Source organism: Iodobacter violaceini (assembly GCF_011601265.1).
In the GTDB taxonomy this organism is placed as follows: Bacteria; Pseudomonadota; Gammaproteobacteria; order Burkholderiales; family Chitinibacteraceae; genus Iodobacter; species Iodobacter violaceini.
Window position 1 is genome coordinate 106,937 of sequence record NZ_JAAOLX010000001.1, and the last position, 21,830, is coordinate 128,766.

Consider the following 21,830-nt stretch of genomic DNA (forward strand, 5'->3'; position numbering starts at 1 on the left):
TCTAAAACAAATCATCACTCAATAAAGAAGGCAATGAATAACGCGGATGAATGCTCACCAGCCCCTGTCAGCCTTCTTTACTCCAGGCTTTCACATGTTTAAACACCTTTTTATCAGCAAGCAGGTGTGCCGTCTTATTTGGATAAAAAAATGAAATTTATTCTCTTTTTATTCAGCCTGATCACAGGCCATGCACTGGCCTTAACACTCACTACTGAAGACTATCCGCCTTTTAATATTGTCGATCCCAAAACACAAAAGGTCAGCGGCATTTCCACAGAAAAAGTCAGTGAAGTCATGCGGCGCAGCAAAGAAGCTTTTACTATCACACCCTACCCTTGGCTAAGAGCATTTCAATTAGCACAAAAAGAAACAGACACCTGTGTTTTTTCAACCACGCGCACACCAGAGCGCGAGGCTTCATTTAAATGGGTAGGCCCGTTAGTCAAAAACAATTGGTATATCTTTGCCAGAACAGGCGATACCCGCAGCCCTAAAAATCTGAAAGAATTAAAAGCTTATTCAATAGGGGCTTACCGGGGAGATGCCATTGCAGAGTATTTAGAAAAAAATGGCTTTAAAACTGATCTTGCCAAAGCAGATGAAGATAACCCGCAAAAACTGCTCAGCAACCGTTTTGATTTCTGGGCCAGTGGCGAGCTGCTGGGGCTGTCTATTTTAAAAAGAAAAAACCTGAGTGATAAAATCATTCCTATATTGCTGTTTAACCAGACAGAAATGTATCTGGCCTGTAATTTAAAAACCAGCCAGGCAAAGATAGACAATTACAATAAAATATTGCAGGATATGGATAAAGACGGTACCAACCTAGCCATTGAAAATAAATATCGCTGATACCCTGCCCCTATCATCCGCATTTTAGAAAAATGCCATTAATTCAGTTTCATGGCCAAATAAAGTTCAATATTCTCAAGCAATATCCAATATAAACAGCCCAGGATGCACATCCAATTCCAGTCTTACTGAATACAAAATAATTTGCATTCCCAAAGTAATATGAATATGCAGTAAAGTCTGCAAATGCACAGCCTGGATTACTTAAAACAGGTGATATCCATCATTTTCTGGCAAGCCAGCTTTTACCCCAGCAAGCCAAAATCTGCAGGCAAAGATCACAGGCAAAATTACCATGACAATAGCAAGCAAAAAAACTGTTCAGCTCTGCGCAATCATGCGAATATTGCATTTGAAAGCAACACATTAGATCAAAAAGGAATATACATATGCGCAAATTCTTACTTGCAGCCAGCCTGTTGGGCTTTACTCTGCATGCCTCTGCCGCTGATTTACTGGATACCGTAAAGCAACGCGGAACCTTGAAAATTGCAGTTGAAGGCACTTATCCTCCATTTAACTACAAAGAAAACAATGAATTAACAGGGTTTGAAGTTGAATTGGCCAAAGCCTTAGCCCAAAAGCTGGGCGTAAAAGCAGAATTCAGCACCAGCGAATGGAGTGCCATGCTGGCAGGCTTACAAGCAGGCAAGTACGATATTGTGATCAATCAGGTTGGCATTACTGATAAGCGCAAAGAGACTTTTGACTTCTCCGAGCCTTACACGATCTCCAGCCCGCAGCTGATTGTGCGCAGTAATGAAACACGCAGCTTTAAAAAGCTGGACGATTTAAAAGGCAAAAAACTGGGTCTTGGCCAGGGCACTAATTACGCAGACATCGCTAAGGCAGTTGGCGGAATTGATGTTAAAACCTATCCAGGCTCGCAAGAGTATTTACAAGACCTGGCCCTTGGTCGCATTGATGCAGCACTGAACGACAGCCTGCTGATTCCGTACATTGTTAAGAAAACCAAGCTGCCACTTAAAGCAGGCGCGCCACTGGGTGATCTTGAAAAATCAGGCATCCCTTTTGTGAAAGGCAACCCTAAATTTAAGGCCTCGCTCAATAAAGCCTTGGCGGATTTACAAGCAGATGGTAGTTTCACAAAAATCTCGAAAAAATGGTTTGACCGTGATGTAAGCAAACCGCCTGTTGCACAGTAAAATATCATGGCAGATTCCCAACACACAGAATCTGCCAGATGAGCAAGACCTGCGCCCCCTGTAACAACCGGGGGCTTTTATTTTTGGAGTGATTAATGGATTTACCCGGTTTAATTCAGCTGCTTAAAGACGCCTTTCCTATCCTGCTGCAAGGCGCAGGCTATACGCTGATTCTGGCTTTGGCATCCATGCTGGGTGGATTACTGATCGCCATACTGGTTGTCATCATCCGGCTAAGCAAGTTACCCGTGCTGGCGCAATTAAGCGCTGTGTATGTCAGCTGTATCCGTGGCACACCACTGTTAGTGCAACTCTTTGTGATTTATTTTGGCCTGCCCAGTATCGGTATTCAATTTGAGCCGCTGACAGCCGGTGTACTGGCTCTGAGCCTGAATGTAGGTGCCTATTTATCTGAAACGCTGCGTGGCTCTATCAATGGCATTACACAGGGCCAGTGGGACGCGGGTAAAAGCCTGGGGCTGACCAACAGCCAGACGCTGCGCTATGTAGTGGCACCACAGGCTTTGCGCCTGGCCGTGCCCAGCCTTTCTAACAGCCTGATCAGCCTGATTAAAGATACCTCGCTGGTTTCGGTGATTTCGGTCAGCGAGCTGATGCTGGCAAGTAAGGAAGTAATTGCCACCACCTTTCAGCCTTTCCCACTTTATTTGGCCGCTGCAGCCATTTACTGGGCGATGAGTGCCTCATTTGAAGGCGTACAAAGAAAGCTGGAAGAAAGACTTAACAAAATGTATATCAGATAAACACACAGCCCGATCGGGCAGAGGCCTGTCAATGAGCGAGCCCGCCAGCTTACGCAAAAGCAAGGCCTTTATTTTATTCTGGTTTACCCGCGTGCTTAGCGCGAGTGGCTTCCAGATTTTATCGGTTGCACTGGCGTGGCAGGTGTACTCGCGAAGCCACCAGGTTTTAGATCTTGGCCTGATCGGCCTTGCACAATTTGCACCGCGCCTTTTGTTTATGCTCTCCGCAGGCGATGCGGCCGATCGCTATGACAGGGGGCGTATTGTGGCCATCAGCCAGCTGGTACAAGCGCTGACAGCACTGGCGCTGGCCTGGGTGGCCACTCAGGCACAGCTTGGCCGTGAATGGATTTTTCTGCTGGCCGTGATTCTGGGCACCGCCCGCACCTTTGAAATGCCCGCCCTGCAGGCCTTGCTACCAGGCCTGGTTCCATCTGCCCTGTTACCCTCCGCTTTAGCGACATCCTCATCCGGCATGCAGGCCGCCACGATTATCTCGCCTGCTCTGGGTGGTTTTTTATATGTATTGGGTGCCAGCAGCGTGTATGGCATCAGCGCAGCGCTCTATTTACTGGCACTCTGGCTGATCATGCAAATACCCGCCGCCTTGCCCAGAGCCATCAGCACCGAGGCACGCCTGCCCGCCTTACTGGCAGGGATACGTTATATCCGCAGCAAACCTGAGCTGCTCGGCGCTATCTCGCTTGATCTCTTTGCCGTTTTACTTGGCGGAGCCACCGCCCTGCTGCCGGTTTATGCCCAGGATATCTTGCTCACCGGCCCGGTGGGGCTGGGTGCATTACGCTCTGCACCTGCGGTTGGTGCCTTAGGGATGTCTGTCTGGCTGGCCTGGTACCCGCCACAGCGGCGGGTAGGCAAGCTGATGTTTGCTGCCGTGGCGCTTTTTGGCATCGCAACCATGGTGTTTGGGATATCCCGCTCATTTCCCTTATCAATACTGGCGCTCGTTATTCTGGGGGCAAGCGATATGATTAGTGTGGTCATCCGCTCATCGCTGGTACAGCTGGAAACCCCGGATGAAATGCGGGGCAGGGTCAGCGCCGTCAATGCACTATTTATTGGCGCATCCAATCAGCTGGGGGAATTTGAATCAGGCCTGACAGCGGCGGCATTCGGCACCGTGCCATCGGTCATAATGGGTGGCGCAGGCACCCTGCTGGTAGCAGGCATCTGGATCAAAAAGTTTCCGGCACTTGCAAAAAGAGACCGGCTTTATAAAAGGTAAAACAGGCCACGGAATCATTACTGAGTATATTCATTAATCATTTTTGAAATAATGCCGGTTTTTTTCAGCTCTTCAATAGCCATATTCATTTTTAAAATAAAGTCTTCTTTTTCAGGCCACTTATACTCACTGCCATAAGCAATAAAGGCATCTTCTTCTGAAATTTCTGCCGCTTCAATTAATTTTATTTTTGATGCCTCAAATGTATTCTTCCATTTTTTCAGGCTGTAAATAACAGATAATCTGTCATTAGCATAACAAGCGATCCGGCCCATCAGTAATTTTTTAATATTTGTATCATTGCCTTTCACCTCCTCAATACTCAGCCTGCCTGATTTAACCGCTGCTACCATTTTGTCACCCAGTGTAAATCCAAGATTCACCCCAATAAGCAAACCATAAAAATCTTTTGGAAACACTTTACGTGAAGCAGAAATCATATCTTCCCGACAAAACAGCACCACACGCTCCCGGTAAATTGGCACAGAATAAGCCTGTATATAACGGCGGTCTTTATTCAGATAAGGCGGAAACAAAGCCAAAACACGGCCATTTTCAATGCTTTTTAAACCACGCTTCCATGGAACAGGCCGCAGCTCCAGCAAATAATCAGGGGCCAGTTTTTCTGCGGCAAGCTTTAAAAAATCAACATAAATGCCTTTATATTGCCCGTTTTCAATAAAAGAATAAGGTGCGTAATCATCATCGCCTTCAATAATCACTTTCTCTGCTGCAGATGTTTTTGCTGCAAAAAGTAAAAGTATGTAAACAAGGAAAAGCCTCATCTGCTGACCCCTTATCCGGCAGCTAAAAGCAATACATCATCCAAACTTCCGCCTTCAGAATAGCCCATGATGCTTGTTTCACCCTGCTTAAAGCGCAGCGCACTAACAGGCAGCCCGCTGAGACCCTTTTCTGCAGCTCAGCCTATTTCCACTAAAGATCAAGGACTTAAAAACCACAAAAACGTTTTAGCTGTGGCTTTAAAACCTGCAAGCCAGAGGCAAGTCACTTACTATCAAGTATTCTGACCGAAACTGATCACTGAATAGGTAAGCCATGCTGCAATTGCCTGAACTGGTTGAACTGGAAGAAATCATCCTGCAGGCAGGTGATGCTCTCCATTTACAACAGCATGGTGAGGTCAAAAGTGCAGAAATCAGCTTTCCCCTTTACAGCATCAGTATGGGCAGCCAAAAACCCGAAGCGCCTGTGCTTGGTTTTTTTGGCGGCGTGCACGGGCTGGAGCGCATCGGCAGCCAGATTGTGCTGGCATTTTTGCGCTCTTTATTAGTCAGGCTGCGCTGGGACAGCAGCTTGCAGCGCAAGCTGGAAACCATGCGCCTTGTCTTTATGCCGCTGATTAACCCCATTGGGATTGCCCGGGGCACCCGCAGTAATGGGCGTGGTGTCGATTTAATGCGTAATGCCCCGGTTGAATCCAGTGAGAAAACTTCTTTTCTGGTGGGGGGCCACCGCATCAGCCCTCTTTTGCCCTGGTACCGTGGTGAATTTAATTCGCAAATGGAATTAGAAAACCAGGCACTTTGCCATGTGGTTAAAACTCAATTACTCAGCAGCCCATTCAGCATCGCGCTCGATTGTCATTCGGGATTTGGCTTAAGAGACAGAATATGGTTTCCCTATGCCCATACCCGCAGCCCTTTTCCTAATTTACCTGAAATCTATGCGCTAAAAGCTTTGTTTGATCAAAGCTACCCGCACCATCCCTATGTCATTGAGCCTCAGGCTTTGCAATATTGTACCCATGGAGATATTTGGGATTATCTGTATCAGGAGAATAGCGGCAGCGGCCATTTATTTCTGCCGCTCACGCTGGAATTAGGCTCATGGTTATGGGTAAAAAAAAACCCGCGGCAATTAATGTCACTACTGGGGTTATTTAATCCTATTGTGCCGCACCGTCAGCAGCGCGTATTACGCAGCCATTTATTACTTTTTGAATTTTTATTACGCGCAGTGCACGATCACATTCACTGGCTTCCTAAAACCAATCATTATTTAAACTGTAAAGAAGAAGCCGAAGCTTTATGGTACGGAATACTATGAAAACATGGGTTTTATTACGCGGGCTGATGCGGGAATCCAGGCATTGGGGAGAATTTATTCCCAAGCTACAAACGGCTTACCCCAATGACAGACTGATTACAATTGACTGGCCGGGCAATGGCCTTTTGTATCAGGAAAAAAGCCTGATCGATATCAGCGATATGATCAGCCATATCCGCCAGACTTTAATTAATCAGCAATGCAGCGGCCCATTTTATGTGCTGGCCATATCCCTTGGAGCAATGGCCGCTGTTGCATGGGCCAATGCGTATCCAAAAGAAATACGGGCCTGCATTCTGATTAATACCAGCTTGCGGCCCTTTAATCCTTTTTATCACCGTCTGCGCCTGCAAAGTTTTCCCGCTTTAATCCGCTTATTATTCAGTGATACTGCAGGTAAAGAAAAAATCATTTTAGAATTAACCAGCACCAACCAGCCTCAGGCCGCATTAGCCCAATGGATTCAATTCCAAAAGCAGTTTCCTGTTTCACGAGCCAATATCCTGCGCCAGCTCGCAGCAGCGATGTTTTATCGTGCCAGCAAACCCGATGTGCCACTTTTACTCTTATCCGGGGCTAAAGATCAGCTGGTCAGCCCGGCCTGCTCGCAAACGCTGGCAGAAAAATGGCAAGTGCCCTGCTGGGTTAACACACAGGCAGGGCACGATTTACCGCTGGACGACGGCGATTGGGTACTCAATAAACTGGCCCTGTATTTAATGAGCCTGCATTAATTGCTCATCAAGCGCCTGAATACACGCTTGCATTTGATTGCGGCATTGTTCAATTAAAGCGGGCAAATCATCCTGCGTTAAACCTGCAGTAGGAATAGGAGCCAGCGATTTCATCAAAAGCTCGGTACCCTGCCACTGATTAAGCTGCAGATGGTTAATATAAGTACTTACACAGACCGGCAAAATAGGTACACCAGCATTAATCGCCATTTGAAAAGCCCCTTTTTTAAATGGCAATAAACCACGGCCTTTATTACGTGTGCCTTCTACAAAAACCCAGATCGATGTGTCTTTATGCTGCAAGGTATCCGTAGTGGCCAGCATGGCTTTTTTAGCCTGCTGAGAATTGCCTCGGTCTATCAGCACATTGCCCGCCAGCCAGAATAGCTGGCCAAAAAATGGGATCCATTTCAGGCTTTTTTTACCAATCGTTACAGTGCGCGCTGGCACTGCGCCACCAAAAACAAAGAGGTCATAGTTTGACTGGTGATTTGCAATAATCACACAAGAGCGCTGATGCTCCAGTAAATCTTTTATCTCGGCCTTAACTTTAAAGCCAAGAATACGCATGGCAGGCAGCGAATACAGGCGCCCGCAAAGGCGACTATTATCAGGATTAAACGGGCGGCAGAGTCCAATAAGGATGCCAATCATGCCAGCTAAAATAAAGTGCACCGACATCAAAAGCATACGAAGCGAATAAAGCATAAAAGCGCCCATGGTAAGAAAGGGCAGCAGTGTACGGATCTATGGGCTACTTCACAATCAAAGTCGCCGAATGGTTGAGCCTGATCAGATTCTGCAACAGATATTTAAAGACCAGACAAAGAGGGCGTGTATGTTTCATCGCAAACGATCGTTCACAAGAAAACAGACACGCCCTCTTTGCAATCCACTTTCTATGACTGGCTTTCACCTGACAAGAAGCGCTGATAAAAAGTTTATGCGGCTACCGGCACAATACGTAATTCAACGCGGCGATTTAAGCTGCGCCCTGCTTCAGTCTCATTACTTGCCCTTGGCTCTGTCTTGCCCCGCCCCGAAGCATCAAGACGAATCGCATTCACATTACGGCTGACAAAATAATCGGACACAGCCTGAGCACGGCGCTCGGAAACACTTTGATTAATGGCTACGCTGCCAGTGCTATCGGTATGGCCCACAATTGAAATGCTGGTTTTGCCATATTGGTTCACAATTTTGGCAATCTTATCGAGTGTTGGGGTATAGCCAGGCTTAAGCACTGAAGAATTCGTATCAAAACCGGTGTTTGAAGTCATGCTCACCAGCAGTGACTGATCGGCCATTTTTTGTACGGTGATATCACCACGCTGAATTTCTGCAGCTAATTGCTGTTGAAAATCTTTGGCTTGCTTATCCATATAATAGCCAATACCACCGCCCGCAAGGCCACCGCCCACAGCACCAATCAATGCACCCTTGCCACGATTATTATGATTAATTGCAGCACCGGCCACCGCACCACCTACCACACCAATCAAAGCGCCCAGCTCAGTTTTATTTAAATCGCGCTTTTCCCCCAGATCATTGGTGGCACACGCTGAAAGCGTTAACGCAAGAATAAGAGGAAGGGTGATACGCATGCGAACTCCTTATTGAATATAAAATCAGAACATGATTAAAAAAGACATGCCGATTCAATATTCTGCTGAATGAATAAAGCCCGATTGTAAACGGCCTGGCCTGAAAATCATTCAAAAGGATTTGGGCATATTACCCAACAGGTATAAGTAAAAGACAATATTACTTTTTTAAAACAAAATCTTAAATCAGCCTGAGCATTCAAAATTAAGCGCAAAACGGTAAAAATCCCCCATATAAATGAGAATAAGCTCACAGCCAGCGGCCTGCTGATTCACCCAAACAATACCGGTGAAACCAGCAGGCCGCATATAAAACAGAAATAAAATTAAGTCACAACGGTGGGCTGCACCATGCCGGTAAAGGTCTGAATTTGTGCCAGCTGTCGTGAGACGGTAATTAAATCCGCCAGTGCCGCCTGTGTTTCTGCACCATGCCCGGCTGTATCTGCCTGATATTTTTCCAGATATACACGCAGCGTTGCTCCCGCCGTACCTGTGCCGGAAAGCCGGTAAATAATCCGGTCGCCACCCGCAAAAATAATCCGCACACCCTGCCTTGCACTATGCGAGCCATCTACCGGATCGTCATAAGCAAAATCATCAGCAAGCCTCACCACTTGTCCGCCCAGGCTCTGCCCTGCCAATTCTGGCAGGCGTGCTCTGAGTGCGGCCATCAGATTTTCCGCTGCATCACTGGCAATCTCTTCAAAATCATGGCGGGAATAAATATGCCGGCCAAAGCGTGCCCAGTGTTCAGTGATGATTTCTTCTACCGATTTGCCCGTTACGGCCAGCAAATTCAGCCAGAACAGCACCGCCCATACGCCGTCTTTTTCGCGCACATGGTCCGAGCCTGTGCCATAGCTTTCTTCACCACAGAGCGTCACCTTGCCTGCATCGAGCAAATTGCCAAAAAACTTCCAGCCGGTTGGCGTTTCATAGCAGGCAATGCCCAGCGCTTTGGCAACGGCATCCACTGCGGCGGAAGTTGGCATTGATCTGGCCACACCGGCCAGGCCTTTACGATAGCCCGGCACCAGGGTGGCATTCGCAGCCAATACCGCCAGGCTATCCGATGGCGTCACCACAAAATTGCGTCCCAGCACCATATTGCGGTCTGCATCGCCATCACTCGCCGCACCAAAGTCAGGCGCATCGGTTGCCGACATCGTGGCGATCAGCTCAGTAGCATGGGCAGGATTAGGGTCCGGATGGTGGCCACCAAAGTCTTCCAGCGGCACGCCGTTCACCACCGTGCCTTGCGGCGCGCCGAGCAGACCTTCAATAATCTCTGCCGCATAGGGGCCAGCAACCGCCGACATGGCATCAAACTGCATGCGATTTCCCGCAGCAAACCATGCGCGAATCGCGTCAAAATCAAATAAATCCTGCATTAACACGGCATAATCGGCCACCGGATCGATGATCTCTACCGCCATGCCTGCCACGCTAAAGCTGCCTGTTACGTCTAAATCCAAATCTGCCGCATCGCTGATCTGGTACTGGCTGATGCTGGTGGTGTGCTGGTAAATAGCTTCGGTGATTTTTTCTGCGGCCGGGCCGCCATTATCGGTATTGTATTTAATGCCAAAATCGCCATCCGGCCCGCCCGGATTATGCGAGGCCGACAGGATAATTCCTCCTGTGGCGGCATATTTACGAATTACGCTGCTGGCCGCCGGCGTGGATAAAATCCCACCCCGCCCGAGAATCACCTGAGCGATGCCATTGGCAGCAGCCATCTTCAAAATAATCTGCACCGCCACCCGGTTATAAAAACGCCCGTCCCCACCCAACACCAGGGTGCCGCCTTTAAGTGCAGGCACAGCATTAAAAATGGCCTGAACAAAGTTTTCTAAATAATTCGCCTGCTGAAAAACGGTGACTTTCTTACGTAAGCCCGAAGTACCAGGGCGTTGACCAGAAACAGACTGTGTATTGACGACTTTCAAACGGAGTTCCTTATTAATGACGGCGGGACAAAACCCAAATCCTGAACCACGAAGTGCACGGAGAACGCGGAGTTTCACGGAGAAAAGCGACTAAGTAATCCGTACTTACAAGCCAACTAAACTTGGTTTTACTTATATTTGAATACAACGAATAAACATAATAATTACGCTCTTGGCATCGGGCTTTTACTCCCCTCAAAACACGCCGAGATTTCGTGTTTTGAGGTTGTGGCTTGGCTTCGTTTCCTGGCCGCGCAAGAAAGAAAGGTCCAGCGGGACGCCCGCACCAAAATCAACATGCCGAAAGCACTAAAAAGATCTTTGTGACCTTGCTTTAGCCCGTACATTCAAACAGCTCACATTCAACTACTCTCCAAAATCGTCACACTCCTCGCTGCCACGCGGCAATCATGAGGATTGATTTCTGATTCTGCATCCCCTGTGCTGGCTAGTCTCAGCCCCCACATCCCTGCTGGCAAGCGAAAATGCACCTGGTGAGCGGATGCATTAATCATGATCAATAAACGCCCGCCAAGTTGTATCATCATCGCCCGGCCACCAGCGTCTTCCCAGTCATGCGAATGAAGCGGCGCGCCAGAAGGATTGAGCCATTCTACGTCAGCCCTTCCCCATTCATCATGAATGCCAGTCCACCAGCGCCCGGACATCAGTACATCGCAGGATTTACGAATAGCAATCAGCTCAGCCACATACTCAACAAGCCCAGGCTCGGCCAGCTGCCAGTTCAGCCAGCTCATTTCATTATCCTGGCAATAGGCATTGTTATTACCCTGCTGTGTATGCCCCAGCTCGTCTCCGGCCAGAAACATGGGCGTGCCTTGCGCCAATAAAACGGTCGCCAGCATAGCTTTCATCGAGCGTAATCGCAATATATTCACGCCACTATCTTTGCTTGGCCCTTCTTCACCACAGTTCCAGCTTAAATTATGATTATGCCCGTCGCGGTTATGCTCTTTATTGGCCTGATTATGCTTGTGATTGTATGAAACCATATCGCGCAAATTAAAACCGTCGTGGGCACAGATAAAATTAACCACCGATACGGGCCGCCGTCCCTGGCGGTGAAATGTGTCGCTGGATGCTGCAAAGCGCTGAGCAAACAGTGCACGATGTACGCCATCGTGCAGCCAGAATTTGCGCATCACATCACGAAACTGATCAGACCATTCGGCCCAGCCATTTGGGAAATGCCCAAGCTGATAGCCGCCGTGGCCCACATCCCATGGCTCGGCAATTAATTTAACCCCGGATAAAAGCGGATCTTGCCCAATCGCAATAAAAAAAGGCGCTTGCGGGCTGAAATGCTGGTCCACCCGGCCAAGAATAGGCGCTAAATCAAATCTGAAACCATCAACATGGCATTGGCTCACCCAATAACGCAAACTATCCATCACCATTTGTAAAACGCGCGGATGGCTTAAATTAAGCACATTGCCGCAGCCAGACCAGTTTTCATACTGATCAGGCTGCCCTGGCTTTAATACATAGTAATTGGCATTGTCGATACCGCGCAGGGATAAAGTCGGCCCCATATCGCTTGATTCAGCGGTATGGTTAAACACCACATCCAGCAACACCTCTACCCCAATGCCATGCAGAGCCTTCACCATATCGCGAAATTCAGATAAAGGCGTTGTCCCTTCACGGCCAGACCAATAATGTGTTTCCGGTGCAAAAAAGCCCAGGCTGTTATAGCCCCAATAATTACTTAAACCCTGTTTTAATAAATGGGATTCATCAATAAAAAAATGAACGGGAAGTAATTCAATAGTTGTAATCCCCAGTTTTTTTAAATGTGCCAATACGGCGGGATGGGCTAATCCTGCATAGCTGCCCCGTATTTCTTCCGGCACATCTGGATGCAGCATGGTCATGCCGCGAACATGGGCTTCATAAATAATCGTTTCGGCTAAAGGAATATGCGGCGGTTTTTCATCACCCCAGTCGTAAGGCTCGGCAACCACCTTCGCCTTAATGGCAATCGCCGCGTTGTCGATCGGATCGGGCAGGCCCGGCTGATCTTCCTGATAGCCAAAGCTGCGCTGGTCATTACTGAACTCGCCCACAATGGCATGTGCATAGGGATCAAGCAGCACTTTATTGGGGTTAAAGCGATGCCCCTGCGAGGGCTGATAAGGGCCATGCACACGATAGCCATAAACCAATCCGGCAGGCGCATCGGGCAAATAGCCGTGCCAGACATCGTTTGTGCATTCTGTCAGCTCAAAACGTGCGGCTTCGTTAATTCCTGAAGCATCAAACAGGCACAGCTCCACCCTTGTGGCGTGCTCAGAAAACAAGGCAAAGTTCACACCATCCCCATCAAAGGTTGCACCCAGCGGATACGGCGTTCCTTCTTCCAGCTTCATAGCGTATTCCTATTTTAAACAACCTAAGACCTGCAGACACAGAGAACACAGAGGGAAGACAAAATCTTGCACTTCATGAGGCCGGCTTAATATGTTATTTCTTTGTGTACTCACTGCTTTCTGTGTCTGCAGATTTTTTAGCTTTATTCACCCTGCCACTTTAAATAGAGCGTCGCTAAAGGTGGAATCGTCATCGCTAAGGATTGCGGGTATTGATGGCTGGCGATACTTTCACTCTGGCATTCGCCATTGCCCACATTACCCCCCTGGTAATACATCGAATCCGTATTAATGATTTCAATATAGCGCCCGGCATTAGGCACGCCCACTCGGTATTGGTGGCGCACTTCGGGGGTAAAGTTAGCGACAATCAGCACAAAGTCATTTTCTGAATGGCGGCTGAACGCAAAAATAGAATGAATTGCATCATCTGCAATAATCCAGTTAAAGCCGCGTGATTCGAAATCAATTTGATGTAAAGCGGGCTGGCTTTGGTAAATCTGATTTAAATCCCGCACCAAAGCCTGCACGCCCCGGTGCCATGCCGATTCAAGCAAATGCCAGTCCAGACTATGCTGATGCGACCACTCCCGCACCTGCGCCCATTCCGAGCCCATAAACAAGAGTTTTTTACCCGGGTGCGCCCACATAAAGGCGTAATAGGCACGCAAACTGGCAAATTGCTGCCAGATATCCCCCGGCATACGGCTGAGTACCGAGCCTTTGCCATGCACGACTTCATCGTGCGAAAGCGGCAGTACAAAGCGCTCATCAAAGGCATACATCAGGCTGAAGCTCATTTGATTATGGTGATGCTGGCGATAAATGGGATCAAGCTGCATATAGCCCAGGCTATCGTGCATCCAGCCCATATTCCATTTGTAATTAAAGCCCAGCCCGCCCCTAGCAACAGGCTGAGTCACCGCTGGAAAAGAAGTTGATTCTTCGGCAAAGGTCACGGCATAAGGGCATTCGCTGGCGAGGATTTCACTCATTTCGCGCAAGAAGGCAATGGCCTCCAGGTTTTCCCGCCCGCCCCATTCATTAGGAATCCATTCCCCTGCTGCCCGCGAATAATCACGGTAGAGCATCGACGCCACCGCATCAACGCGTAAACCATCCACGCCAAAGCGCTCTATCCAATAGAGGGCATTACCAATTAGATAATTTTTAACTTCATTACGCCCGTAGTTATAAATCAGCGTTTTCCAGTCAAGATGAAAACCTTCCCGTGGATCGCTGTGCTCAAACAGGGGCGTACCGTCAAATTGCGCGAGGCCAAAGCTATCCCCAGGGAAATGACCAGGCACCCAATCGAGCAAAACGCCAAGACCCATTTCATGCGCGGCTTGCACAAAGGACTTAAAATCCGCTGCGCTGCCCAGTCTTGCCGTTGGTGCATAAAGCCCCAGCGGCTGATACCCCCAAGAGCCATCAAAGGGATACTCGCTGATGGGTAACAGCTCCAGATGCGTAAAACCCAGCTCTTTTACATAGGGAAGCAGTTGTGCTGCAAGCTCATGCCAGTTTAAGCAGCGATAGCCGTCTTCCGGTACGCGCCGCCATGAGCTTAAATGCACTTCATAAATACTGATGGGCGCATCGCCCTGATTAGCCGCCCGCCTGCCAGCAAACTCTGGCACTTTGGACGGACACCCTGCCACTTTGGAGGCTGTGCCGGGGCGCAGCTCGGCGGCAAAGGCGTAAGGATCAGCTTTTAACTGACAAACACCCGCCTGATCAAGAATCTCAAACTTATAGCAAGCGCCTTGTTCAACGCCGGGAATAAATATCTCCCATACGCCGCATTCCCGCCGTAAACGCATGCCATGACGGCGGCCATCCCAGAAATTAAAATCTCCTACTACCGCCACACGCTGCGCATTGGGTGCCCATACGGCAAATACCACACCACTGACATCATCCATTTGCTGCGGGTGAGCGCCCAGTTTTTCAAAGGGGCGATGATGCTTGCCTTCGCTTAATAACCAAACATCCATCTCGCCCAGTATGGGGGCAAAGCGATAAGGATCTTCCAGCACGATTTCCTGCTCTCCCCACAGCACTGCAAGGCGATAGCTGAATACTTTTTTACGGCGGGGAATATGGCCGGCAAACAGGCCTCGTTCATCAATCAGGCGAAGCGCCACAAGGCGGCTGCCTGTGGCACTGTCAATCACCACACAGGCGCTGGCATCAGGTAAAAAAGCCCTTACGCAAATCCTGCCGCCATCCTGGTGCATGCCAAGTACGGCAAAAGGATCGCCACAGCCAGCGCTGCAGATTGCTTCTGTCAGATCAGAATCGAGCCCGCTCATCATTGCCTGCTTAAGATCATGTTAATCGCACAATATCGCTTTCATCATAGTCATTGCCCCCAGTAAGCGCTCCCCTTCGTGCTCAAAGTCGAGTAAAATGCTCAACTTTAGTGCCTGGCTTTAGCTCATTATGCTTGCTCGTCTGCGTGAAAATATCTCTGTGGTCTTCGACCGCGACCCTGCCGCCCGTAATATTTTAGAAGTGGTCTGCTGTTATCCGGGGTTTCACGCACTGTCGCTGCACTTAGTAGCCAATGGCTTATGGCGGCGTGACTGTAAACTTTTAGCCCGCATGGTTTCGCACTTTTCACGCTTTATTACCGGTATTGAAATCCACCCTGGCGCAACGATTGGCCGCCGTGTGTTTATTGATCACGGCATGGGCATTGTGATTGGCGAAACCGCCGAAATAGGCGACGACTGCACGCTTTATCACGGAGTAACACTGGGCGGCACATCATGGAATAAAGGCAAGCGCCACCCTACTTTAGAGCGCGGCGTGATTGTAGGCGCAGGCGCAAAAATCCTTGGCCCGATTACCGTGCATGAGGGCGGCAAGGTAGGCTCTAATGCCGTGCTGGTAAAAGACGTCCCCGCCAACGCTACAGCTGTTGGCATCCCCGCCCGGATTATCGAAGAAGCAGATAAATCCAGGGCGGCCAAAGCCGAACAAATGGGCTTTTCGGCCTATGGTATTTCTGCCGACATGAATGACCCCATCGTTAAAGCCATCCACGGCATGCTTGATCATTCAGTCACCACCGATAAGCGCATCGAAGCCATTCTGGCTAAGCTCGAGCAGCTGGGCGTGAACTGTGAAGCAGAAAGAGCCGAAGGCGATCAGTTTGACCCTGGCTACCTCAACCGGATTGTGGATTGATTGACCAGAGATGGGAGTAGTAAGCGGGGAATCGGAACAGATCACCACTCACTACGCCCGCAAATATGCCACGGTCTCCTGCCCCACAGCTCCACGCCCCTCATCAATACTTGACTAAATCACTCTGGTATTTTAGGATTGGCCTGTAATGAGAGGAAAATCATGCGACTGACGACCAAAGGCCGTTTTGCTGTAACGGCAATGCTAGACCTTGCACTGCGGGAATCCGCGGGGCCGGTGACGCTTTCCGGCATTAGCGAGCGCCAACATATTTCGCTCTCCTATTTAGAGCAACTGTTTGGCAAGCTGCGCCGTCGCGAGCTGGTAGACAGCGTACGCGGGCCAGGCGGCGGCTATTGCCTCGCCAAAGATGCCAGCCTGATTACCGTTGCCGATATTATTTTAGCGGTGGACGAGCCACTGGACGCCACCCAATGTGGTGGCAAAGAAAACTGCCATGATGAAGGCCGCTGTATGACGCATGACCTTTGGGCAAGCCTGAACAGCACGATCTTTGATTACCTCGCCTCGATCAGTCTGGCGCAGTTGATAGACAAACATCAGGCCAAGCAAAAACGCTGTAATGACAGCATTTTACTCGGCAGTATTAAGCCTTCTCGTATTGAATCCGGAGCATCCGCAAAATGAGCGCGACCAAACCTATCTATCTTGACTACTCAGCCACCACACCTGTGGACCCACGTGTTGCAGCCAGGATGATTCCCTGTTTAACCGAGCACTTCGGCAACCCTGCATCGCGCTCACACGCCTTTGGCTGGGAAGCAGAAGCGGCTGTAGAAGAAGCACGTGAACAGGTTGCCGCGCTGGTTAATTGCGATCCAAAAGAAATCGTCTGGACCTCAGGTGCCACCGAATCCAATAACCTGGCCTTAAAAGGTGCAGCGCACTTTTACCAGGCCAAGGGCAAGCATTTAATTACTGTTAAAACAGAACACAAAGCCATTCTGGATACCATGCGCGAGCTGGAACGCGAAGGCTTTGAAGTGACTTATTTAGATGTAAAAGACAACGGTCTGCTTGATCTGGATGTGCTGAAAGCGGCGATTCGCCCGGACACCATCCTGATCTCAGTGATGTTTGTTAATAACGAAATCGGCGTGATCCAGGATATCCCGGCAATTGGCGAATTATGCCGCGAAAAAGGCATTATTTTCCACGTGGATGCCGCGCAAGCCACAGGCAAGGTAGTGATTGATCTGGCAGCGCTTAAAGTCGATTTAATGAGCTTTTCTGCGCACAAGACTTACGGCCCTAAGGGCATCGGCGCGCTGTATATCCGCCGCAAGCCACGTATCCGCCTTGAAGCACAAATGCACGGCGGCGGTCATGAACGTGGTTTCCGTTCTGGCACGCTGGCTACGCACCAAATCGTCGGTATGGGCGAAGCATTCCGTATCGCAAAAGAAGATATGGGCACCGAGCTGGAACGCATGCGTATGCTGCGTGACCGCCTGTGGGCAGGTTTATCCGACATCGAAGAAGTCCACCTGAACGGTGATATGGAACAGCGTGTTCCACATAATCTGAATGTGAGCTTTAACTATGTAGAAGGCGAATCGCTGGTGATGGCCCTGAAAGAGCTGGCCGTATCCAGTGGCTCTGCGTGTACATCGGCATCTTTAGAGCCGTCTTATGTATTGCGTGCTCTTGGCCGCTCGGATGAGCTGGCACATTCATCGATCCGCTTCACTATCGGCCGCTTTAATACCGTAGAAGAAATCGACTTTGCGATTGCTTTAATTCGCAGCAAAATCGGCAAACTGCGTGAGCTGTCGCCGCTTTGGGATATGTACAAAGAAGGCATTGATATCTCAACAATTGAATGGGCCGCCCACTAATCTGGCGCGCCTCGCCGTCCTGAGCTGCGCTGCAAAGTAGCTCGTTTACAATTGTAAACATCGCCACTTTGCGCCTTGCTCAGAACAGCGATTCATCGCCAGAACAAAGTTGACTTAACAGTAAACCAAGTAAGCAGGTTGGGTTAGCGGGATCGTCAGCCGTTGTAGCTGACGATATCGCGTAACCCAGCACACTCAGTTAACAAGATGTTGGGTTACACACCTGCGAACCACAGCAAAAGTAAAGAGGCACACAAAATGGCATACAGCGAACAAGTTCTGGATCACTATGAAAACCCACGTAATGTTGGCGCGTTTGAAAAAGGCGACGACACTGTAGGGACTGGCATGGTGGGCGCTCCGGCCTGTGGCGACGTGATGAAGCTGCAAATCAAGGTAGGCGCAGACGGCATTATCGAAGATGCTAAATTTAAAACCTATGGCTGTGGCTCAGCGATTGCATCGTCCTCCTTAGTTACCGAATGGGTAAAAGGCAAGACGCTCGATCAGGCTTTGAGCATTAAAAACACGCAAATTGCCGAAGAATTAGCACTTCCTCCGGTTAAAATCCACTGCTCTATTCTGGCCGAAGACGCCATTAAAGCAGCGGTAGCGGATTACAAAACCAAGCACGGTTAATCTATTGGTTCAACTTACGGCGTAATGCGTCTGAATAACCGATGACGCAGTGTTATTGCGAGGCAAAAAAATGGCTCTTACATTAAGTGAAAGTGCAGCAACCCATATTTCCAACTTTCTGGCAAAGCGTGGCAAAGGTCTTGGCGTGCGTCTGGCCGTTAAAACCTCGGGTTGTTCCGGCATGGCGTATAAGCTTGAATTTGTCGATGTCGCCTCCGATACAGATTTAGCGTTTGAAAGCTTCGGGGTAAAGATTTTCACCGACAGCAAATCACTCGCTTACCTTGATGGCACCGAGCTGGACTTCACCAAGGAAGGCCTGAACGAAGGGTTTAAATTTAATAACCCCAACGTTAAAAACGAGTGCGGCTGCGGCGAAAGCTTTAACGTTTAGTACGCAAATGCAGCAAGCCTTTAAAACCATAAATTTTCACCACGAAGCCCGCGGAGAAAAAAACGAGAAAAACAAACCAGAGAGCACCCACTCTAAAGTAAGTTTTTCTCCGTGTAACTCCGCGTCCTCCTTTTCCTCAGTGGTTTAAGATTTGGGTTTTAAAGCAGCATTTCACCCCCTTCCCCGCCAAAAATGCCATGAACTTCGACTTTACGCAAAACCACTTCGCCCTCTTCGGCTTGCCTGCTCAGTTTGCACTCGATCAGCGCAGCATTGACAGCAATTACCGCAGCTTACTTGCCACTTATCATCCTGACCGCTTTGCCAGCGAGAACGATGCTGTGCGCCGTATGAGCCTGCAGATTGCTACCCAAGTCAATGAAGCCTATCAAACGCTCAAATCCCCAATTGCCCGTGGCCGCTATTTACTCAAGCTGGCCGGCGTCGACACTGAGGAAGAAAGCAATACCGCCATGCCGATTGATTTTTTAATGAATCAAATGGAATGGCGTGAGGCGATTGGCGATGCAAAAGCCACACAAAATATTGAAAGCTTAGAAAACATTGGCAGAGAGCTGGCCGCTGAAACCAGCGCGCTGGAGCAACACCTTGCCAGCCTGCTGGACGAAACGCATGATTTAAGCGCGGCCACTGTTGCCGTGCGTAAACTTCGCTTTATGGAAAAATTAGAGCAGGAAATTGGCGACGCCATAGAAACCCTGCTGTTTTAAAAAGTATCCTGATGAACAAGATTCTTCAGCCAGGCCTGATACAGAGCTAAACCTGAAACCACAGAGAAAAACGAGGGCACAGAGTACACAGAGAAAATCATTCACCCCATTGTTTTCTTTGCGCTCTCTGTGGTTCAAAATTTTGGACACTTCGTTTTAAGCTGAAGCTTCATTCAGCTTACATATTGTCATTACGCTTTTTAAAGAATAGCGAAGCTAGCTATCTTACGGATGAAACATGGCCTTATTACAAATTTCTGAGCCGGGTCTATTTGCCGAGCCACATCAGCACCGCCTTGCAATCGGCATTGATCTTGGCACGACCAATTCCTTAGTGGCCTCGGTAAAAAGCGGCAGCGCCGTCTGCTTGCCGGACGAACAAGGCCGTACTCTGCTGGCCTCCGTGGTGAATTACGGCAAGGATGGAGAAACCCGCGTGGGCTGTGGCGCACTGGCACGCCAGAATGATGATCCGGGCAACACCATCAGTTCGGTCAAACGTTTTATGGGCCGTGGTATTAATGATATTGCCGATTTAGCCACGCCTTACCGCTTTGTAGACGAGCCGGGCATGCTCAAAATATCGACACGCGCAGGTGTAAAAAGCCCGGTTGAAGTCTCGGCAGATATTCTGCGCACTCTTAAAACCCGCGCCGAGCAAAGCCTCGGTGGCGAGCTGGTTGGTGCCGTGATTACTGTACCGGCCTATTTTGATGATGCGCAGCGTCAGGCCACCAAAGATGCAGCCCAAATCGCCGGCCTGAATGTTCTGCGCTTACTGAATGAGCCCACAGCAGCCGCCATCGCCTATGGTCTGGATAATGCGGCCGAAGGCACATATGTCATTTACGATTTAGGCGGCGGCACTTTTGATGTATCCATCCTGGAGCTGACCCGCGGCTTATTTGAAGTACGCGCCACCTCAGGCGATTCAAGGCTGGGCGGCGATGATTTTGACCACCGCATTTACTGTTGGATTTTACAAGAAGCGGGCTTATCCGCACTGAACGCCCATGACGCCCGTGTGCTGCTGACCCGCGCCCGCGAAGCCAAAGAAGCGCTTTCTGATCACCCTGCTACCCGCATCACAGCCGTGCTGAGCGAAGGCGTCGTGGTGGATGTGGCTCTGAGCACAGAAACGCTGCATGAGATCACTCACACCCTTGTCAGCAACACCATCACCCCTGTACGCAAAGCTTTGCGCGATGCCAGGCTGCAAGTCAGTGATATCAAGGGCGTAGTCATGGTTGGCGGCGCCACCCGCATGCCGCAAGTACGCCATGCAGTGGCCGATTTCTTCAAACAAGAACCGCTCACCAATCTTGACCCCGATAAAGTGGTCGCCATTGGTGCGGCGATTCAGGCCAATGTACTGGCAGGCAATAAGGGTGAGGATGAATGGCTGCTGCTGGACGTGATTCCACTCTCGCTGGGGCTGGAAACCATGGGTAATCTGGTGGAAAAAATCATCCCCAGAAACAGCACTATTCCTACCGCCAGAGCGCAGGAATTCACCACTTTTAAAGATGGTCAAACCGCCATAGCCATCCATGTATTGCAAGGCGAGCGCGAGCTGGTGAGCGATTGCCGCAGCCTGGCCCGGTTTGAGCTGCGCGGCATTCCGCCGATGGTGGCAGGCGCTGCGCGCATTCGTGTCACCTTTCAGGTAGATGCGGATGGATTATTATCCGTTGCGGCAAGAGAGCTGTCATCCGGCGTTGAAGCCAGCATTATGGTGAAGCCTTCTTACGGCTTATCTGACGATGAAATCGCCACGATGCTGACCGATTCCATGCAATATGCCAGCGCCGATGTGCAGGCCCGTAAGCTGGCCGAAGCACTGGTTGATGCCGAATCCATCCTCAATGCCAGCACGGCTGCGCTGCAGCAAGATGGCGATTTACTTAATAGCGAAGAGCGCGCCGCCATTGAAAGCAGCTTGCAGCAGCTTATGAGCAGCATGCAGGAAAAAGACGCCAACGCCATCCACGCGGCGACTGAAAAGCTCAATGAAGCAACGGGTGACTTTGCTGCCAAACGTATGGATGCCGCGGTAAAGCGTGGCTTAGCGGGCAAGCAAATTGCTGAGATGTAAATTTTGAAAACCTGCAGACACAGAGACCGATAAAAACACAGAACACACAGAGCGTTAATTTAGCCCGGCCATGACTTGGTTTTCTCTGTGGAGACCCGTGTCTTCTGTGATCTCTGTGGTTCAGGATTGAGGT

The 21,830-nt window shown here is 49.5% G+C and carries 19 protein-coding genes; 13 read left to right on the top strand and 6 right to left on the bottom strand.

The window, feature by feature from the left end; all coding sequences use genetic code 11:
* Positions 1-150 precede the first annotated feature (150 nt).
* From HA050_RS00460 to HA050_RS00475, 4 genes are all read left to right on the top strand, one after another.
* On the top strand, positions 151-855 hold the full coding sequence (locus tag HA050_RS00460; RefSeq protein ID WP_166820706.1) for a substrate-binding periplasmic protein: 705 nt from the start codon (positions 151-153) through the stop codon (positions 853-855).
* Between the two features lie 389 nt (positions 856-1,244).
* Positions 1,245-2,021: a transporter substrate-binding domain-containing protein gene (locus tag HA050_RS00465; RefSeq protein WP_166820709.1), complete on the top strand. Its 777-nt coding sequence runs from the start codon at positions 1,245-1,247 to the stop codon at positions 2,019-2,021.
* Positions 2,022-2,116: 95 nt separating this feature from the next.
* Complete coding sequence (locus HA050_RS00470; protein WP_166820712.1) at positions 2,117-2,785, top strand: amino acid ABC transporter permease; 669 nt, start codon at positions 2,117-2,119, stop codon at positions 2,783-2,785.
* A 31-nt stretch (positions 2,786-2,816) separates the two neighbouring features.
* Entirely contained in the window at positions 2,817-4,031 is a 1,215-nt protein-coding gene (locus HA050_RS00475) for an MFS transporter (RefSeq protein ID WP_205836235.1), read from the top strand.
* Positions 4,032-4,048: 17 nt separating this feature from the next.
* On the opposite strand, the gene HA050_RS00480 is transcribed toward HA050_RS00475, so the two are convergent.
* Positions 4,049-4,816, bottom strand: a complete 768-nt coding sequence (locus HA050_RS00480; RefSeq protein ID WP_205836236.1) for a substrate-binding periplasmic protein — start codon at positions 4,814-4,816, stop codon at positions 4,049-4,051.
* A 274-nt stretch (positions 4,817-5,090) separates the two neighbouring features.
* Here HA050_RS00480 and HA050_RS00485 point away from each other — a divergent pair, with 274 nt between their 5' ends.
* Both HA050_RS00485 and HA050_RS00490 read left to right on the top strand, forming a co-directional pair.
* The gene (locus HA050_RS00485) at positions 5,091-6,101 is read left to right on the top strand and encodes a M14 family zinc carboxypeptidase (RefSeq protein WP_166820718.1); all 1,011 of its coding nucleotides are present in this window, start codon (positions 5,091-5,093) and stop codon (positions 6,099-6,101) included.
* On the top strand, positions 6,098-6,835 hold the full coding sequence (locus HA050_RS00490) for an alpha/beta fold hydrolase (protein WP_166820721.1): 738 nt from the start codon (positions 6,098-6,100) through the stop codon (positions 6,833-6,835). Before HA050_RS00485 ends, HA050_RS00490 begins: the two co-directional genes overlap by 4 nt.
* On the opposite strand, the gene HA050_RS00495 is transcribed toward HA050_RS00490, so the two are convergent.
* The 5 genes from HA050_RS00495 to glgB form a co-directional block, all read right to left on the bottom strand.
* On the bottom strand, positions 6,818-7,543 hold the full coding sequence (locus HA050_RS00495; RefSeq protein WP_166820723.1) for a 1-acylglycerol-3-phosphate O-acyltransferase: 726 nt from the start codon (positions 7,541-7,543) through the stop codon (positions 6,818-6,820). The genes HA050_RS00490 and HA050_RS00495 overlap by 18 nt on opposite strands.
* Positions 7,544-7,776: 233 nt before the next feature.
* A complete protein-coding gene (locus HA050_RS00500) occupies positions 7,777-8,439 on the bottom strand; it encodes a YiaD family glycine zipper/OmpA-like lipoprotein (protein ID WP_166820726.1) in 663 nt (220 codons plus the stop codon).
* A gap of 326 nt (positions 8,440-8,765) precedes the next feature.
* A complete protein-coding gene (locus HA050_RS00505; protein ID WP_205836237.1) occupies positions 8,766-10,391 on the bottom strand; it encodes an alpha-D-glucose phosphate-specific phosphoglucomutase in 1,626 nt (541 codons plus the stop codon).
* Between the two features lie 362 nt (positions 10,392-10,753).
* A complete protein-coding gene (gene glgX, locus HA050_RS00510) occupies positions 10,754-12,781 on the bottom strand; it encodes a glycogen debranching protein GlgX (RefSeq protein ID WP_240928937.1) in 2,028 nt (675 codons plus the stop codon).
* Positions 12,782-12,924: 143 nt separating this feature from the next.
* The gene (gene glgB, locus HA050_RS00515; protein WP_205836238.1) at positions 12,925-15,099 is read right to left on the bottom strand and encodes a 1,4-alpha-glucan branching protein GlgB; all 2,175 of its coding nucleotides are present in this window, start codon (positions 15,097-15,099) and stop codon (positions 12,925-12,927) included.
* Between the two features lie 130 nt (positions 15,100-15,229).
* Between glgB and cysE the strand changes: the two genes are divergently transcribed.
* The 7 genes from cysE (at position 15,230) to hscA (ending at position 21,697) form a co-directional block, all read left to right on the top strand.
* Positions 15,230-15,979 (top strand): serine O-acetyltransferase, encoded by a 750-nt coding sequence (gene cysE / locus HA050_RS00520; RefSeq protein WP_166820732.1) that lies wholly within the window; start codon positions 15,230-15,232, stop codon positions 15,977-15,979.
* A gap of 162 nt (positions 15,980-16,141) precedes the next feature.
* The gene (gene iscR / locus HA050_RS00525) at positions 16,142-16,627 is read left to right on the top strand and encodes a Fe-S cluster assembly transcriptional regulator IscR (RefSeq protein ID WP_046350773.1); all 486 of its coding nucleotides are present in this window, start codon (positions 16,142-16,144) and stop codon (positions 16,625-16,627) included.
* On the top strand, positions 16,624-17,838 hold the full coding sequence (locus HA050_RS00530; protein WP_166820735.1) for an IscS subfamily cysteine desulfurase: 1,215 nt from the start codon (positions 16,624-16,626) through the stop codon (positions 17,836-17,838). The genes iscR and HA050_RS00530 overlap by 4 nt, the downstream gene beginning before the upstream one ends.
* Positions 17,839-18,096: 258 nt before the next feature.
* The gene (iscU, locus tag HA050_RS00535) at positions 18,097-18,477 is read left to right on the top strand and encodes a Fe-S cluster assembly scaffold IscU (protein WP_046350771.1); all 381 of its coding nucleotides are present in this window, start codon (positions 18,097-18,099) and stop codon (positions 18,475-18,477) included.
* A 70-nt stretch (positions 18,478-18,547) separates the two neighbouring features.
* On the top strand, positions 18,548-18,871 hold the full coding sequence (gene iscA, locus HA050_RS00540; RefSeq protein ID WP_099397405.1) for an iron-sulfur cluster assembly protein IscA: 324 nt from the start codon (positions 18,548-18,550) through the stop codon (positions 18,869-18,871).
* A 197-nt stretch (positions 18,872-19,068) separates the two neighbouring features.
* Complete coding sequence (gene hscB / locus HA050_RS00545) at positions 19,069-19,602, top strand: Fe-S protein assembly co-chaperone HscB (RefSeq protein WP_166820738.1); 534 nt, start codon at positions 19,069-19,071, stop codon at positions 19,600-19,602.
* Positions 19,603-19,840: 238 nt separating this feature from the next.
* Positions 19,841-21,697 (top strand): Fe-S protein assembly chaperone HscA, encoded by a 1,857-nt coding sequence (gene hscA / locus HA050_RS00550; RefSeq protein WP_166820741.1) that lies wholly within the window; start codon positions 19,841-19,843, stop codon positions 21,695-21,697.
* Positions 21,698-21,830: the final 133 nt, after the last annotated feature.

Excerpts from the sequence above, each read along its gene's own strand:
- hscA (WP_166820741.1), top strand. The coding sequence starts at position 19,841 with ATGGCCTTATTACAAATTTCTGAGCCGGGTCTATTTGCCGAGCCACAT.
- iscU (WP_046350771.1), top strand. The coding sequence starts at position 18,097 with ATGGCATACAGCGAACAAGTTCTGGATCACTATGAAAACCCACGTAAT.
- iscA (WP_099397405.1), top strand. The coding sequence starts at position 18,548 with ATGGCTCTTACATTAAGTGAAAGTGCAGCAACCCATATTTCCAACTTT.
- iscR (WP_046350773.1), top strand. The coding sequence starts at position 16,142 with ATGCGACTGACGACCAAAGGCCGTTTTGCTGTAACGGCAATGCTAGAC.
- HA050_RS00460 (WP_166820706.1), top strand. The coding sequence starts at position 151 with ATGAAATTTATTCTCTTTTTATTCAGCCTGATCACAGGCCATGCACTG.
- HA050_RS00475 (WP_205836235.1), top strand. The coding sequence starts at position 2,817 with ATGAGCGAGCCCGCCAGCTTACGCAAAAGCAAGGCCTTTATTTTATTC.
- glgB (WP_205836238.1), bottom strand. The coding sequence starts at position 15,099 with ATGAGCGGGCTCGATTCTGATCTGACAGAAGCAATCTGCAGCGCTGGC.
- HA050_RS00530 (WP_166820735.1), top strand. The coding sequence starts at position 16,624 with ATGAGCGCGACCAAACCTATCTATCTTGACTACTCAGCCACCACACCT.
- HA050_RS00465 (WP_166820709.1), top strand. The coding sequence starts at position 1,245 with ATGCGCAAATTCTTACTTGCAGCCAGCCTGTTGGGCTTTACTCTGCAT.
- HA050_RS00480 (WP_205836236.1), bottom strand. The coding sequence starts at position 4,816 with ATGAGGCTTTTCCTTGTTTACATACTTTTACTTTTTGCAGCAAAAACA.
- HA050_RS00490 (WP_166820721.1), top strand. The coding sequence starts at position 6,098 with ATGAAAACATGGGTTTTATTACGCGGGCTGATGCGGGAATCCAGGCAT.
- HA050_RS00495 (WP_166820723.1), bottom strand. The coding sequence starts at position 7,543 with ATGCTTTATTCGCTTCGTATGCTTTTGATGTCGGTGCACTTTATTTTA.
- HA050_RS00500 (WP_166820726.1), bottom strand. The coding sequence starts at position 8,439 with ATGCGTATCACCCTTCCTCTTATTCTTGCGTTAACGCTTTCAGCGTGT.
- HA050_RS00485 (WP_166820718.1), top strand. The coding sequence starts at position 5,091 with ATGCTGCAATTGCCTGAACTGGTTGAACTGGAAGAAATCATCCTGCAG.
- HA050_RS00470 (WP_166820712.1), top strand. The coding sequence starts at position 2,117 with ATGGATTTACCCGGTTTAATTCAGCTGCTTAAAGACGCCTTTCCTATC.
- glgX (WP_240928937.1), bottom strand. The coding sequence starts at position 12,781 with ATGAAGCTGGAAGAAGGAACGCCGTATCCGCTGGGTGCAACCTTTGAT.
- hscB (WP_166820738.1), top strand. The coding sequence starts at position 19,069 with ATGAACTTCGACTTTACGCAAAACCACTTCGCCCTCTTCGGCTTGCCT.
- cysE (WP_166820732.1), top strand. The coding sequence starts at position 15,230 with ATGCTTGCTCGTCTGCGTGAAAATATCTCTGTGGTCTTCGACCGCGAC.